Source organism: Bacillus tequilensis, from assembly GCF_012225885.1.
GTDB lineage: Bacteria > Bacillota > Bacilli > Bacillales > Bacillaceae > Bacillus > Bacillus tequilensis.
In genome coordinates this window covers 592,214-607,759 of sequence record NZ_CP048852.1, presented here as the reverse complement: position 1 = coordinate 607,759, position 15,546 = coordinate 592,214, and the positions used below count along the sequence as shown (strand labels likewise).

At 44.0% G+C, this 15,546-nt stretch carries 13 protein-coding genes, 3 pseudogenes and 1 riboswitch; of the genes and pseudogenes, 4 read left to right on the top strand and 12 right to left on the bottom strand.

Features of this window, described 5'->3' with window-relative positions:
• Window positions 1-107: 107 nt before the first annotated feature.
• The 8 genes and pseudogenes from gmuG to G4P54_RS03190 form a co-directional block, all read right to left on the bottom strand.
• Window positions 108-767, bottom strand: a pseudogene (gmuG, locus tag G4P54_RS03225) (mannan endo-1,4-beta-mannosidase); the annotation flags it as partial.
• A gap of 13 nt (window positions 768-780) precedes the next feature.
• The gene (gene manA / locus G4P54_RS03220) at window positions 781-1,728 is read right to left on the bottom strand and encodes a mannose-6-phosphate isomerase, class I (RefSeq protein WP_167871751.1); all 948 of its coding nucleotides are present in this window, start codon (window positions 1,726-1,728) and stop codon (window positions 781-783) included.
• Entirely contained in the window at window positions 1,725-2,615 is an 891-nt protein-coding gene (locus G4P54_RS03215) for an ROK family protein (RefSeq protein ID WP_167871750.1), read from the bottom strand. Before G4P54_RS03215 ends, manA begins: the two co-directional genes overlap by 4 nt.
• Window positions 2,616-2,643: 28 nt before the next feature.
• Complete coding sequence (gmuR, locus tag G4P54_RS03210) at window positions 2,644-3,357, bottom strand: transcriptional regulator GmuR (RefSeq protein ID WP_167871749.1); 714 nt, start codon at window positions 3,355-3,357, stop codon at window positions 2,644-2,646.
• Window positions 3,358-3,506: 149 nt separating this feature from the next.
• Window positions 3,507-4,904, bottom strand: coding sequence for a glycoside hydrolase family 1 protein (locus G4P54_RS03205; RefSeq protein WP_167871748.1), 1,398 nt, complete (start codon window positions 4,902-4,904; stop codon window positions 3,507-3,509).
• An 18-nt stretch (window positions 4,905-4,922) separates the two neighbouring features.
• On the bottom strand, window positions 4,923-6,251 hold the full coding sequence (gene celB, locus G4P54_RS03200; RefSeq protein ID WP_024714018.1) for a PTS cellobiose transporter subunit IIC: 1,329 nt from the start codon (window positions 6,249-6,251) through the stop codon (window positions 4,923-4,925).
• Between the two features lie 18 nt (window positions 6,252-6,269).
• Window positions 6,270-6,602, bottom strand: coding sequence for a PTS sugar transporter subunit IIA (locus G4P54_RS03195; protein WP_024714017.1), 333 nt, complete (start codon window positions 6,600-6,602; stop codon window positions 6,270-6,272).
• A complete protein-coding gene (locus G4P54_RS03190; protein ID WP_024714016.1) occupies window positions 6,602-6,913 on the bottom strand; it encodes a PTS sugar transporter subunit IIB in 312 nt (103 codons plus the stop codon). The genes G4P54_RS03195 and G4P54_RS03190 overlap by 1 nt, the downstream gene beginning before the upstream one ends.
• 177 nt (window positions 6,914-7,090) lie before the next feature.
• A riboswitch (purine riboswitch) is annotated at window positions 7,091-7,190 on the top strand.
• A 54-nt stretch (window positions 7,191-7,244) separates the two neighbouring features.
• On the opposite strand from G4P54_RS03190, the gene pbuE reads away from it, so the two are divergent.
• Window positions 7,245-8,411, top strand: a complete 1,167-nt coding sequence (gene pbuE / locus G4P54_RS03185) for a purine transporter PbuE (RefSeq protein ID WP_024714015.1) — start codon at window positions 7,245-7,247, stop codon at window positions 8,409-8,411.
• Between the two features lie 14 nt (window positions 8,412-8,425).
• On the opposite strand, the pseudogene G4P54_RS03180 reads toward pbuE, so the two are convergent.
• Both G4P54_RS03180 and G4P54_RS03175 read right to left on the bottom strand, forming a co-directional pair.
• Window positions 8,426-9,045, bottom strand: a pseudogene (locus tag G4P54_RS03180) (YdhK family protein).
• Between the two features lie 158 nt (window positions 9,046-9,203).
• The gene (locus G4P54_RS03175) at window positions 9,204-10,181 is read right to left on the bottom strand and encodes an HD domain-containing protein (RefSeq protein WP_167871747.1); all 978 of its coding nucleotides are present in this window, start codon (window positions 10,179-10,181) and stop codon (window positions 9,204-9,206) included.
• A gap of 80 nt (window positions 10,182-10,261) precedes the next feature.
• Here G4P54_RS03175 and G4P54_RS03170 point away from each other — a divergent pair.
• The 3 genes and pseudogenes from G4P54_RS03170 to G4P54_RS03160 all read left to right on the top strand — a co-directional run.
• Window positions 10,262-10,363 (top strand): annotated as a pseudogene (locus tag G4P54_RS03170) (GNAT family N-acetyltransferase); the annotation flags it as partial.
• A gap of 267 nt (window positions 10,364-10,630) precedes the next feature.
• Entirely contained in the window at window positions 10,631-12,019 is a 1,389-nt protein-coding gene (locus G4P54_RS03165; protein ID WP_167871746.1) for an alkaline phosphatase family protein, read from the top strand.
• Between the two features lie 65 nt (window positions 12,020-12,084).
• Complete coding sequence (locus G4P54_RS03160; RefSeq protein WP_167871745.1) at window positions 12,085-12,789, top strand: membrane lipoprotein lipid attachment site-containing protein; 705 nt, start codon at window positions 12,085-12,087, stop codon at window positions 12,787-12,789.
• A gap of 42 nt (window positions 12,790-12,831) precedes the next feature.
• Here G4P54_RS03160 and G4P54_RS03155 read toward each other — a convergent pair whose 3' ends face one another.
• Entirely contained in the window at window positions 12,832-14,019 is a 1,188-nt protein-coding gene (locus tag G4P54_RS03155; RefSeq protein WP_167871744.1) for a macrolide family glycosyltransferase, read from the bottom strand.
• A 159-nt stretch (window positions 14,020-14,178) separates the two neighbouring features.
• Window positions 14,179-15,441, bottom strand: a complete 1,263-nt coding sequence (locus G4P54_RS03150) for a glycoside hydrolase family 18 protein (protein ID WP_167871743.1) — start codon at window positions 15,439-15,441, stop codon at window positions 14,179-14,181.
• Between the last annotated feature and the right edge of the window lie 105 nt (window positions 15,442-15,546).

The window sequence follows — 15,546 nt, the reverse complement described above, 5'->3', positions numbered from 1 at the left end:
GTGTGATGGTGCTCAAGAAAACTCTTGAGCACCTTTTGCTTTATATTCACTCAATGATAGGCGTTAAAGAATCTCCATTCCATATTTCTCCCTTATTGAATGTCCGAATGATAGATTTTCTTGTAGAGCTGTTTATATAGAGAGATTCTTACATCATCTTTTTGATTATATGATGTAAGTCCCCACCAAAACCATTCACCGTTCATTTCATGCAGCGGCCTGAACAGAACAGGGACACCTTGGTTCCCCAACTCTTAAAGTCTGTCAGCAATTTTGCTGAGCATGGCATTCAGCCGCTTCCCTTCTGCTGTTGAAGAGTCCAATATGTTCTTATGCTGATCGTTTGTAATTTGGTTTTAAAATGCCCTGACTGAATAGCAGGATTTGCCAGGTGCATACTGATTTGCGGAATTCCCCCCGCTTTTCCCATACGATAGCAGCTCGCTGTTGCAGTTTACATCAATCGAATCTTCAATATTTGCTGTTTCAAGCCACCCTCTTGCATAATCACAGCCGTAAATAGCAGGTGATTGTCCGGCTGCACTTCGGATTCCAGCTTTACTCATAGAGAATGGGTCATGACTGTAACCACCGAATGCTCCGGAAAGGACTCTGTTTTCTGTTCGGTTCTGCAGATGAGCAAGCCAATTCATGACTGCTTTTGTTGTCTGCTGTGCATGAAGATTTACAGGCGACATAGTATGCGCTTCAATCGGTTTTGCAAAAATGAAAGACGCAAGTAAAACGATCAAGGATAAACAAATCAAGCTCCCCCATTCGTTAAGGATGAGATATGATCAAATCACATGTTCCTTCTATTGAAAATTCGCCAAAGCGCGCAGGCAAAATAAAGTGTGAGCCTTCATTACACTCATACTGAATACCATGATTTACGATTCGTCCTGATCCGCTCAGAACACTCCCCAGCAAATAACTTTGCTGAGAAGGAAAAACAGCTCGGCCCCTAACCTTCCATTTGTACACTGAGAAATAATCCGATTGTACATAAACGGTGATGACCGCATTTTCAACTTCTTTCACTTCCGGTGTATGCACTTTCTCAATATGCGGTATTGTAACGACTTCCATAGCTTTTTCTATATGAAGAGTTCTTTTTTGGCCTTTGTCATCGCAACGGTCATAATCGTATACGCGATACGTTGTATCAGAGTTTTGCTGGATTTCAAGGACAAGGGTCCCCTCACATAAAGCATGGAGCGTACCGCTTGGCACATAAAAGAAATCTCCGGGCTTGATTTTGATTCTCCTCAGCAGTCCGTTCCAATCACCGCTTTCGATACGATGTTTGAATTCTTCCTTTGTGCTTGCGTGATGCCCCAAAATCAGTTCCGCATCCTCTTTGCAGTCAATAACATACCAGCACTCTGTTTTTCCGAGATCCCCGTTTTCGTACAGTATCGCATAATCATCATCAGGATGTACTTGCACGGAAAGATCCATGTTAGCGTCCAGCAGCTTTACTAAGAGCGGAAACACCTTACCATCTGGAAAACCGAAAACCTCCGGATGATCCTGCCATACCTGATCCAGTGTCTTTCCTGACAGCGGGCCGTTTTTAACAGCCGACGAGCCATGGGCATGTGCAGAAACGGCCCAGCACTCCCCTGTTTTTGCTGAGGGAATCGAGTAGCCGAAAGTATCACGAAGCGCTGTTCCTCCCCATATTCTTTCTTTAAAGACAGGCTCCAAAAATAAAGGATGCTTCATGTTCGCACCTCTCCGGCTGCTTTTAAGGCCTGATCCGCTAAAACAAGCGTGCCGATGATTCCGGCATTTCTGTCTAAAAGGGGAGGAATGATATATGATCTTATACTATCTGATAATTCAGAAAAAATTAAATAGCTGTTCATCATTTTCGGTACGTATTGATAAATATAAGGAAACACTTGTTTCTGATTCATGACGCCGCCGCCAAGAATGATTTTTTTAGGGGCAAGGATCAAAATATACTGAACCAGCGCTTGGGCAATATAATAGCCTTCCAGTTCCCAGACTTGATTGATAGCTGATAAATCAGCAGCTTTTTTTCCCCAGCGTGCTTCTATGGCAGGACCGGAAGCCAAACCTTCAAAACAATCCTTATGATATGGGCATTTCCCTTGGTATGTGTCATCCGGGTGCCGCCGGATATAAATATGACCCATCTCTGGGTGTGACAGCCCTTGAAGGAGCCTGCCCTCTACAATTGCGCCCGCACCGATGCCAGTGCCAATCGTGATATACAGGCAGCTGTCGAGATCCTGCGCTCCACCGAAAAGGAATTCCCCCAGCGCCGCAGCGTTGACATCCGTACTAAATCCGACTGGGATTTTCATTTTGTTTTTAATGGTTTGCAAAAAGGGAAAGTGTCTCCAGCCCGCTTTCGGCGTAGCCATAATGGTTCCGTATGTTCGACTGGTTTTATCAGTATCAACGGGACCAAAGGAGCCGATGCCGATGGCCTGTAGTGAAAATTGGTGAAAATATTGAATCACTTTCTCTATCGTTTCTTCCGGCATCGTTGTGGGAATCTCTATTCGGTCAATAATCGTTCCATCCTCTTTACCGACGGCACAAACAAACTTTGTGCCGCCTGCTTCAATACCGCCAAGCATCCAGATGGCCTCCTTGTTATCTCCGCGATCAGCGCCGTATGTTTACCGAAGTGACGACAAATTTGTCATGCCGATGACGTGAAAAGGAATATTCAAATGGAATGCCGTTATCTAAGAAGCCCACATGTTCGACTTCCAGAATCGGATCATCCTGTTTGCAGCCAAGATGCTCCTGGTCAATTTGATCAGATTTACAGGCTCTGATTTTCCGGTGCGATCCGGCTATTTTCAGATGCAGCTCGTTTGTGATGTGGTTGTAGACCGAATCATGTAGGACGTCATCATTAATGCCCGGTATTAACTGAGTGGGCATATATGTTTTTTCCAATACGTAGGGCTCTCCCTCCACAATCCGCAGCCGGACGACATAATAAACCGGTGTCTTCTGATCGATAGATAAATGGGCGGCCACTTCTTCGGTCGGAAATTGCACTTCAAACTGAATGATCTTGCTTTTGATTTCCTTATCTTTCAACAGGTTGGTCAATCCAAGGATTTCATTACTCACCACATGGACTTGGTCATCCTGTATTGCTGATTGAATAATAAACGTGCCATGGCCCCGTTTTCTGAAAAGCAGCCCTTCGGCAACTAAATTATCCAAGGCTCTTTTCATCGTCATGCGGCTTGAATTGAACTCTTTTGCAAGAGATATCTCATCGGGAATCGGCTGATCGATCGGATATACGTTATTTTTGATTCTGCTTCTCATTTCATTTGCAATGATTTCGTATTTATTCATTGGTATCCTCCGGCAGCTGTTAAAGTTTGATATCACATAATCTTCTTTACGGATATCATAAGTTCTTTTCCCTCTTTCATCAATGCTGCGGCTGGCCGTGAGCTCTATTCATCCTGATGATTGCCGGAAGATCTGTATCTTTTGACATGCTAGAAACCGTTTTGCTCAGCAACCTCTTTGAACCATTTTCCGCTCTTTTTGACGGTTCTTTCTCCGTCTTTCTCGAGATTGACTGATACAAACCCGTATCGGTTTTTGTAGGCATTGGTCCAAGACCAGTTGTCCATAAACGTCCATAGATGATAGCCTTTCACGTTTGATCCTTCCTGTATGGCGCGATGAATCCATTTGAGGTGCTCCTTGATAAACTCAATCCGGTAATCATCTTGAATGATGCCTTGCTCATCCCTGAAACGTTCTTCGCCTTCGACCCCCATGCCGTTTTCTGAAATAAAGCACTCGATGTTCCCGTAGTTTTCTTTTAAATTGATCAAAATATCATATACGCCTTTTTCATAAATCTCCCAGCCGCGGTGCGGATTCATTTTGCGGCCCGGCATGACGTACGGATCAAAATACCTGTCTGGGAAAAAAGGAGCATCAGGGTTTGGAAGATGTTCTTTTGCTTTTACACGTCTCGGCTGATAGTAATTCACGCCTAACAGGTCAACCGTATTGTGCTTGATGACCTCAAGATCTTCTTTTTGATATTCAGGCACAAATCCCTCACTCTCCAAAATCTCAACCAGCTCTTTTGGGAATTCCCCTTTCACAGCAGGGTCTAAAAAAGATCTGTTAAAAAATGCGTCCGCTATTTCTCCCGCTTTTACATCGGCCGGATGGCTGCTTCTCGGGTATGAGGGCGTCAAATTCAAGATGATACCGATTTTCCCATCCTGCTTCATTTCCCTGTAAGCCTGAATCGCACGGGCACTCGATAGCAACGTGTGAAAACCGACCTGGACAGCCTCTTGAAAATCGACCTTGTTTGGATAATGGAAATCATATAAGTATCCGCCCTCTACGGGGACGATCGGCTCATTATGCGTGAACCATTTTTTCACCTTGTCGCCAAACAAACGGAAGCTTGTTCTTGCATAATTTTCATAAGCGTCAACCGTTCTCCTGTTTACCCAGCCGCCGTTTTTTTGAAGTTCCATCGGCATATCAAAATGAAACAAATTGACAAAAGGCTCTATTCCGTTAGCGATCAACTCATCAATGACACTATGATAAAACGCTTCAGCTTTCGCATTGATCTCGCCTGTTCCGTTTGGTATTAAACGCGACCAGGAAATCGACAGCCGGAATGAGTTGTGGCCAAGCTCTTTCATCAGCCTGATATCTTCTTTGTAGTTGTCGTAAAATTGAGATGTCGTCGCGGGTCCGACTCGATCAAAAAATCGATGCGGTTCTTTTTCAAACCAATAATCCCATATGTTCTGCCCTTTTCCGTCTCTATCGGCGGCACCCTCCGTTTGTGTTGCCGAGGCGGATGATCCCCACCAAAAGTCTTTCGGAAAGCGATATTGTTCTGTTTGCGTCAAAGTCTCTCTCCCCTTTTGTCACATTTTGATATTGTTATCATTTTGCTGAGCAGCCGTTTCCTGCACAGCCTGTTCTTTTTCTTTTGCCAGATGTAATTTATCCATTGCTTTCAGGAACGGAAACCATATCACGAAGACAATCAGCAGGTTCACAAGCTGCATCACGCCCCCCATGATCGAGTTCGTCGCCATCATGCCATTAATAAATAATGGAACCGTCCACGGCACCGTCACACCAGTCGGAGGCGGGACGAGCCCGGCTGACATAGCCAGATAGGTGACGAGCGTAACAATCATCGGCGCCAATACCCAAGGCACAAGAATGATCGGATTCATGACAATCGGAAGCCCGAAGATAATCGGTTCGTTTACGTTAAAAATACCGGGCGCGAGGCCAAGTTTGGATACTTGCTTCATCTGCCTGCTTTTCATGAATATAAGGATTATGAACACAATCGCAAGCGTCATCCCGGTTCCGCCCATCCCTACTGTATAAATCTCCATAAACGGTTTTGAAATAATATGGGGAATTTCTTTTCCCGCTGTGTATGCAGAAAGGTTTTCGACCTGCAGTGTATTCCAGATCGGGTCCATCACAGAGTTGATAATGATCTGTCCATGCAGACCGAAAAACCAAAGAATTTGAATGAAAAACACGGCAATCAGCGTCGGAATGATACCGCTTCCAAGTCCGACAAGCGGAGCCTGAATCGCATGATAAATGATGTCGTGCATATTTGTTTTAAAAAGCTGTGTCACCAGAACGTTAATCAGCAGAAATACGGTCAAGGTAATAAAAGCCGGAATAAGTGCTGCGAATGATTTTGCTACAGCAGGCGGAACACCGGCAGGCATTTTGATGGTCAGGTTTTTTTGAACGATTCTTCTGTAAATTTCACCGGAAAGAAACGCCGTTATCATACCAAGAAACATCCCCTTTGCACCGAGACGGTCAACCGGGATAACGCCTGTAATGGCATCCCCTGTTTCCGGCTGAACGATAAATGGTGTTAAGAGCAAAAAGGAAACCAATGCGATCGCTCCGCCAAATACAGCTTCGACCTGATAGCTTTTTGACAGGTAATAGCCTATCCCGAACACGACAAAGACAGACATAATGCCCATAGTCGCCGTAGACGCTATGCCGAACTGAGACTGAAACGACGTAAGCATTGAGGCGTTCATCAATTTGTTTAAAAACGGAAGGTTCGTTAACACGACAAAAATGGACCCGAAGATCGTAAGAGGGAAAGCCAGCATAAATGCATCACGCAGCACTTGCAAATAGCGGTTATTGTTTAACCTCCCTGCAATTGGAACAAGGAATTGGCTGATTTTCTCGAACACCCTATCCACCCCGATTTTTTATAGATTCTTTGTTTCAAAGAGATCAAGCAGCTCTTTCACTAATTCCTTCATGGTCAACGTTGACATCAGGTGATCCTCTGCATGCATGAGCAGCAAGGAGAATGCGGCTGCTTCTCCGCCGGATTCTTTCTGTATCATTTGAAAGTGAATGTCATGGGCTGCTGATAAATCCTGCTCAGCCTTGGAAATGAGGGCATCGGCCTCTTCCCTGTTCCCTTCTTTGTAGGCGCGCAGTGATTGCATGATGCAGCTGCGGGCATTTCCGCTGTGCAGGATAAGCTGAAAACTGATTTGTTCGCCTGTTAAATCCGTGATTTTCATCTGTTCCATTATTGATTCTCCATTAATGACAATGCCTGCTCATACGCTTTTTTGCCATCTGCCATTCCATAGGCCATCATGTCAATGACCTCAACCCGAATGCTGTATTGATCCGCCTCTTTTTGCAGTTCGCTTTTCAGAAAGCTCATTTGCGGGCCGATCAAAACGGCATCCGCTTTTTTCATGTCTTCTTTCGCCTTATCCTGGCCGACAGCCCAAATCTCCGTTTCATCACCGATGGATTGTGCGTATTCCTTCATTTTTGTCACCAATAAACTGGTGGACATTCCTGAACTGCACGCAAGTAATATTTTTTTCAATTGCTATCCCCCCTTATGATTAAAACGCTTACAATTTATATTATAGTCATTAATTTTTAAATGTCTATACTTTTAAAAATATAAATATAATCATATGCTCATTCCGTTCACCGCTTTGTAAATTTTTCTATGGAAGATTCACTCACAATGTGTTACACTCTTCAACAGAAACGCATCAATTAAATAGCTATGATCACTTGTATAACCTCAATAATATGGTTTGAGGGTGTCTACCAGGAACCGTAAAATCCTGATTACAAAATTTGTTTATGACATTTTTTGTAATCAGGATTTTTTTATTTGTCAAAACATTTAAGTAAAGGAGTTTGTTATGAATTTTAAAGTTTTTCTGCTTGCAGCTTCTACGATTGCAGTCGGATTGGTTGAGTTAATTGTAGGAGGAATTCTTCCTCAGATCGCAAATGATTTAGACATTTCCATTGTCTCAGCCGGGCAGCTGATCAGTGTGTTTGCGCTGGGATATGCAGTGTCAGGGCCGCTGCTTTTGGCTTTGACTGCGAAGATTGAGCGCAAGCGTTTATATTTAATGGCCTTATTTGTTTTCTTCCTTAGCAATCTTGTAGCCTATTTCAGCCCGAATTTTGCGACGCTGATGGTATCACGGGTATTGGCTGCGATGAGTACAGGGCTGATCGTTGTGCTTTCATTAACGATTGCCCCGAAAATTGTAGCGCCTGAATACAGAGCGCGCGCCATCGGAATTATTTTCATGGGATTCAGTTCCGCTATCGCATTAGGCGTGCCGCTTGGCATCTTGATCAGCAATTCCTTCGGATGGCGGATTTTGTTCCTTGGCATCGGCCTGTTGGCGCTGGTCTCTATGCTGATTATTTCAATCTTTTTCGAAAAAATACCAACGGAGAAAATGATTCCTTTTCGGGATCAGCTCAAGACGATTGGCAATCTGAAAATCGCGAGCTCGCATCTTGTCACGATGTTTACCTTGGCGGGGCACTACACGCTGTATGCTTACTTTGCGCCGTTTTTAGAAGAAACTCTTCACTTGAACTCTTTCTGGGTCAGCATTTGTTATTTCCTTTTCGGGATATCTGCTGTGTGCGGAGGTCCTTTCGGAGGAGCGCTTTCTGACCGGCTTGGTTCCTTTAAGAGTATTTTGCTGGTGACCGGTTCCTTTGCCATCATTATGTTCTTACTGCCGCTGTCCACATCGTCCATGATTTTCTTCTTGCCTGTCATGGTGATTTGGGGACTTCTGAGCTGGAGCCTCGCCCCCGCTCAGCAAAGCTATTTAATTGAAATTGCGCCAGAGTCGTCTGACATTCAGCAAAGCTTTAACACGTCGGCCCTCCAAGTCGGAATTGCCCTTGGCTCAGCCATTGGCGGTGTTGTTTTGGAGCAAACGGGCACTGTTGTCTCAACGGCATGGTGCGGCGGATCGATCGTCATCATCGCTGTCCTGTTTGCCTTCATTTCTTTAACAAGACCTGTTCAGACAGCAAAAAAATCCTCCTTGTAAAAGGAGGATTTTTTTTATGATTTAGCTGAAAGCTCGTCTTCTGTGACCCATTTGTGATTTTTCATTTTTTCACCGCTTGTTGTTGATGTATAGTCAACCATGTATACGGTTGTTTTTTCAGCGGAGTCGATCTCGGCTGTCGCTCCCTTCATGCCTTTCATATGAGAAGCCTCTAAGATCACTTGATCTCCGGGGTTTAATGTTTTATCTCCCGCGTCTTTGATTTCTTCCTGAATCACCCATTTATGATGATCCACACGCTGTCCCCCGTTTGTCGGAGTATATGATACAGCATAAGCTGTCGTGTCATAGGCGCCTGTCACTGTAGCGTCCGCACCTTTCATGCCTTTCATATGAGATGCATTGATGACCACTTGGCTGCCTACTTTATATTTTGGATTTTTAGATTCCTGTAATCCCGCTGGTACGTCAGCTGATCCGGAATGTTCCATTTCTTCATGTGATGAAGAACCTGAATGCTTTTCAGATTTGCTTTCTTTCGCGCTATTGTCAGCGCCGCATGCTGATAACACAAAAACCAGAGATAACATCAGAATTCCCAGTGCTTTTTTAGAGATTTTCATGTTCATTCTCCTTTGCTTCATTTTTCACTGTAACTGTTGCCCGCAGACAATAAAAACTCATATCCGCAAGCAAACTGCCCTCTCGATAATACTATACCCCCGAATGGTATGTAAATACGCTGATATTCTCATAAAACGGTCCCTCAGTTTGTCCTATTCCCTTTAGTTTGCAAAATCAAACATGAAAAAAGCCGCTGTGACGCGGCAATTAGTGATGCAACACTTTTATATACACACCTTTTTTCGCTTTTTGATAAGCGTCCTCGCCCCATCTTCTGATGTTTTCAGATACCGCAGAGGCTTTGACCCATTCGCCTTGATGAAAAATGGATGGATCGATGAGGCGCATTTTCTTCTTTTGATGGAAATCATACTGGATGTCATCTTCTTTTACTCGGATGCAGGGATGGATATGTGCAAGCAAGCTCAGCACTTCTTCATTTTTGGACGCGTGCAGGATGTCGAGTACCTCTTGATCCGTTTTCAGCAGATCTTCCGCGGATATGACATGGTGACGCAGCGCAGCCTTCAACGTTCGTGCTACATATTCATAGCCATATACATTCACGGGATTCAAAAAGAAATCAATCACTTCTTTGTAATATACACTGACAAACCATTCAGCGGCTTCGATACCATCCGGAAACATCCTTCCGTTTCTCACAATGAGATGATCCAAAAAGGTTTGCGCTTCATGCAGACTAATGTGCCCATATCGGCACATGTCACGCAGCGTATAGTCTGTCCGATCGGCACAGAGCTCCGGTGCGGGCTGTTCGAGCAATGTCCATCTCGTATCGTCTGTTAAAAGCTCTTCGGCATCATATCCGTGTTTTTCTAGAATTCCCGGAATCTCAGATTGAAAAATGACTTGTTGAAAGATGTTTTCATGGTAGTCTTCCGCTTCATTTTCAAAAACAACATCGACGACATGAGAAAAAGCTGTGTGCGACACATCGTGAAGCAGGCCTGCTATCTGCTCTTCTATCGTTCCTCCCAGCTTTTTGATGAGAAGCATCACGCCGATGGAGTGCTCATACCGGGTCACATCCCACTTTCGATTCACTAAAAAGCTCGCTCCGCCTTGATAGATTCCTTTTAACCTTTGCACCGGCTCGCTCTTGATAAGCTCTTCCAGCACTCCGTCTATTTGGTGCTGTCCGTAAATGATATCGTTGATTTCCATGCCGTCACCTCAACATCTATTTTCATATTATTATATCTTGTATATATTGATATTAGCTATTTTCTGAAAGGAGGATTGCGATGAAGATCGTCCCTAGCAATGAGTTGCCGAAACATATGATGACTGATTTTTTTGCCAAGCATTGGGGTTCATCCGAGATGGTGATTTCCAGCGGTATTTTTCTGCAAAGTTTAATCCCTCGCATTATTGAACGCTTGGTTTGATCAAATCCTTACCTGCGGCCAATACCTATTCTTTCTACTGCATTCTTTAGTCATATCGTTCTCTCCTTCCAAAATTCCCACAAAGGGAACCTCAATATTTGGCAACAGCAGTACGACCAATTCGCCTTGTAAATCCAATCTTTAAAATCGATTAATATTAGCTTAACAGTTTAAAAATATAATGAGGTTGTAATTGAGATACATATATTTTAGGAGGTTATCCAGTTGAAAAAATTCCCGAAGAAATTACTGCCTATCGCGGTTTTATCATCTATTGCGTTCAGCAGCTTAGCCAGCGGAAGTCTTCCTGAAGCCAGCGCCCAGGAAAAGAAAAAGGGGAACCAAGGCGAAACGAAGAATGTTATCGTTCTGATTGGTGATGGAATGGGTGTGTCTTATACGTCCGCTTATCGCTACTTAAAGGATAATCAAAAGACAAAAACTGTGGAGCCTACGGCTTTTGACCAATATTTAGTCGGCCAGCAAACGACTTATCCCGATGATCCTGAGGAAAACGTGACAGATTCTGCAGCCGCGGCAACGGCTATGTCTGCGGGAATTAAAACATACAATAATGCGATTGCGGTGGATAACGACGGGTCAGAGGCCAAAACAGTACTTGAAGCGGCAAAAGAAAAAGGAAAATCAACTGGGCTTGTGGCCACTTCAGAAATTACACACGCCACTCCCGCCTCTTTCGGTTCACATGATCACAGCCGGAAAAATATGAACTCCATTGCCAATGATTATTTCGATGAAATGGTCAACGGCAAGCACAAAATTGATGTCCTTCTCGGCGGAGGAAAAAGCAATTTTGATCGCAAGGACCGCAATTTGATCAAGGAATTCAAAAAAGCGGGATACAGCTATGTGGATAACCGCAAGGACATGCTGAAAAATAAAGACAGCCAAATTCTCGGCCTATTCGCTGACGGCGGCCTTCCTAAAAAGATTGACCGCACGAAGGACATTCCATCATTAAAAGATATGACAAACACAGCGATTAAAAAATTAAGCAAGGATAAAGACGGTTTTTTCCTCATGGTGGAAGGCAGCCAGATTGACTGGGCGGGACATGACAATGATATCGTCGGCGCCATGAGTGAGATGGAAGACTTCGAACAAGCTTATAAGGCGGCTATTGATTTTGCCAAAAAAGACAAACACACATTAGTTGTCGCAACGGCTGACCACTCCACCGGCGGGTATTCCATTGGTGCGGACGGTATCTACAACTGGTTCAGTGAACCCATTAAAGCGGCAAAGCGCACACCTGACTTTATGGCAGAAAAAATCGCTGACGGCGCGGATGTTGAAAAGACACTAAAAACATACATCGATCAAAAGAAATTGGCTCTAACAAAAGCCGAAATTCAATCTGTTGAAGAAGCGGCCAAATCGAAGGAAGTGCTGGATATCGATAATGCGATCGAGACCATTTTCAATAAACGCTCACACACCGGCTGGACAACAGGCGGACATACCGGTGAAGATGTTCCCGTCTATGCGTACGGTCCGTCTAGTGAAACATTTGCCGGCCAAATCGATAATACAAAAATCGCCAAAAATGTCTTCAAGGCTTTACAATACAACATTAAGATTAACGATAAGTAAAAGAATACAAGGTGGCCCGTTGCTTGTATGAAGTAACGGGCTTTCTTTTTAATGGAGGAATCATCATGAAAAGAATTCTTTCAATTTTTATTTTTGCCATCATACTTGCGGGCTGCTCAGCAAATGTAAGTTCAGAAAAACCAAATACGGGCGGAGAGCAAGCGGTAAAAGCCACAAAGCAAAACACGTCCTCTCAAAAAGACAGTTCAGATGAGTATCAGCCTAATTCCCAAGTAACCGATGACCGGTCATTGCTGAAGGTTGGCCAAACGTTTTCTGATGACAAAGGAAAAGCTGTCTTAAAGAATATCAAGCAAGTGAATCAAACATATAAAATGGGCGACGTGGAGCTAACAGTAAAAGAAATGAAGCTGATTCATTTGCGCCCGGACTACAGCATGATTGATTATTTTCACGTGTTAACGCACGCTGAAGAGTTTGATTTCGTTAAGGTCTTCGTTGAGATCAAAAACACCTCTTCAAAGAAAGTAAATGTTGCGCCAATTGCCTTGATGAAAACAAATACAGGGGAGACCTTTGATTGGAACAAGGATATTTATCTGGAAGGATTAAATGGTGAATTGGAAGACAGAGCCGAAAAGTCCGGAAACCTTGGCTTTATTGTGAACGCACCAAGCGGCCATGCTCATGATAAAGATGCTGATAAGAAAAAAGCGGAGATCAAGTGGATCGAAATCACAACAAGTGACGTCTTTGACCACAATCATAAGAAAATCAGCGATGCTCAAAAGATCAAAATCAAGTTTTAAAAAATGAACTCCCGTGCCAAAATAGATACGGGAGTTCTTTGCTTATTTGTTTTTTTGGCGAATCAATTCATCAATCCGCTCCATCACTTCTTCCATGTCCATGCACTCTTTGAAGCTTTGATTGATTTTTTTTATGCCTGCCGTATACTGATCGCTGTGTAAAACCTCATCAACAGCCTGTTTTAATATTTGAACATTGACTTCATCTTTAGAGATGACATAGCCTGCATGGAGTTCAGAGAGGCGCTGCGCCACCATCGGCTGATCCTTGTCATGAGGCATGACAACCAGCGGCACGCTGAAATGAATGCCTTCATTTACGCTGTTCATTCCTCCGTGTGTAATAAACACATCAGCATGCTCCAGCACTTCCAGCTGAGGGACATACGGAGCGATGATAAAGTTTTCCGGCGCCTGCTTTAATTTGGTCAGATCCGCTTTTTCTCCGGCAGCGATGACGACTTTCCCGTTAAATCCGGAAAATGCGTCAATACAAAGGTTGAAGAATTCCTCCGTATTGTTCAGAACAGTCCCCATTGAAATATAAATGACCTTTTCACCTTTTAGCTGTTCAATCGGGAAATCTGTATTCTCCGCTCTCTTCGGAAAGCTCGGACCGATAAACAGACATTCATCCCCGAAACGATCACTTTCAGGCTGAAAATAACGGCTTGTATACACCACATTCAATTCCCCTTGATTGTTCATGAATTGAACCAGGTTTTTCGGGGCGACACCATACGTTTTTTTCATTTTTGCCAAAAGGTCTTCGCACTCTTGATCCACTTCAAGCGGTGCTCCTGATTCCGGATGCAGCGGCAGGGTTTTCAGATGCTCTTCGCCAAACAGGAAGGACGCTGATGAAGAAACACCCGGGATATCTAAGTAGTCCCTCACCAACTCTCCCGCGCCGAATTTATCATAATACACAAAATCAAATTGAATGTTCTTAGATAAGTCTTTCACAATTTGTAAAATATCCAGCGAGGTTTTGATATGGATTTTTAAGAAATCAAGAATGCCATTGGGCGAACCGATATGAATAGGTGTTGTTCGCAGCAGATCCCGATGAAGATGGACAGTTGCTCCGACTGCTTCTAATCGTTTTTTGTATTTTTCAGTGGAAATATAATGCACATCATATCCCTTATCGGAAAACGCTTTTGTGATACCTAAGGTAGGATTCACATGGCCTTCCGCAGGAAAATTTAATATTAATACTGATTTCATTTTGACAGCTCCCTCTCACATCGCATTCTGGTGTTTTTATTTGATCAGACACTACTAATCGTAAAATGGGAACGCACCCCCATGCAAGGGACAAATGATTGAACGATTCTGCTCCTGTAGGCTGAATCAAAAAAAGACACCTAGCTCTGGTGCCCCTTTTTATACCTTTCTGATCGTAAAAAATTTCCGCAGAAGCCATGGGCCTGGCGTGAAGCCCAAGGTTAACTGCCAAGCGCCTATAGCCTGCAATCTATATTCGCGGACGATCTGCATCTTCCGGCTCATGCTTCTGACATCTTCAAACCATACTTCGTGCGTTCGCCCCTGCTGATCACTGTACCGGAAAAACGGTGATTGATATTCGGCTGAATATTGGATCGGGGCTTGGTACCTCATCGCTCTTTCGATTGCGTTTTGATTTGAAATCGCTGAAGCAACTGTGCCCTGCTGGTATGGGGTGATCCAGTCGTACCCGTAGAGCGGGACTCCGATAATGATTTTCCTGCTCGGCACCTGCGCAATCGCAAACTCAATGGTTCTCCTGATCTCAGTAATGGGTGCTACAGGGCCCGGCTCACTTCCGGCATGATGCCAATCATAAGCCATAATAAACATATAATTGACAACCGCTCCTATTCCTCCGTAATCATAGCCTCTCAGCCATGGAATATTATCATTTGTTTTTGCCGGAACAGCTATTGTCAGCACATACCCTCCCGCCTGAAGACGATTCCTCAGCTGACGTAAAAATCCAGTGAAAAGATCACGGTCCTCGGCGCTTACACGTTCAAAATCGATTGTCACACCGCCATATCCTTTTGTGGATACTAAGTCATAAATATTGTTGACCAAATTGGTTCTTGCTGTCGGGTTATTCAGGACTTGGTGAGCGAGTTCTGTACTGAACCCTGTTGATGTAAGGTTCGTTATGGTGGCAAGCGGGGTCACCCGTCTTTGCCATGTTGCCTGAATAGCGGCTGTGTCATTCAATTGGTTTGCAATGTCGCCGTTAGGTGCAATATGGTATTCGAAAATCGATATCGAAGACGAATATGGTGCATAATCATTGATTAGCTCCCGATCAAGGTCAGGGTTTCGAAGCACGTAAAAACTTAACGTGCCCGCAATGTAATTTGAAATAGAAGGAATAGTTATTTTTGCTCCCGCTTGTAACGCATTTGGACTGATGCCAGGGTTCGCAGCCCGCAGCCGTTCTAAAGGAACAAACGCTTTTGCTGCAATGGCGGTCAGCGTGTCCCCCGGCTGGACTGTATATACGTAAAGAGGGATAAGCAGAGCCTGCCCCGGCACGATATTTGTCTCTTCTAAACCATTCACACCCCGGATTCGGTCAACAGAAGCACCGTATCTTCTGCTTATGGAAAACAAAGAATCACCAGGCCCGACGATATGGATAAACATGTTTAACCCCCATTATTCGTTAGTCAATCCATCATAAAATCTTATTAATCGGGTCTCTTATATATGTAGGTAAGCACATAAAAAATACCAAGGGTCGACTTCCCC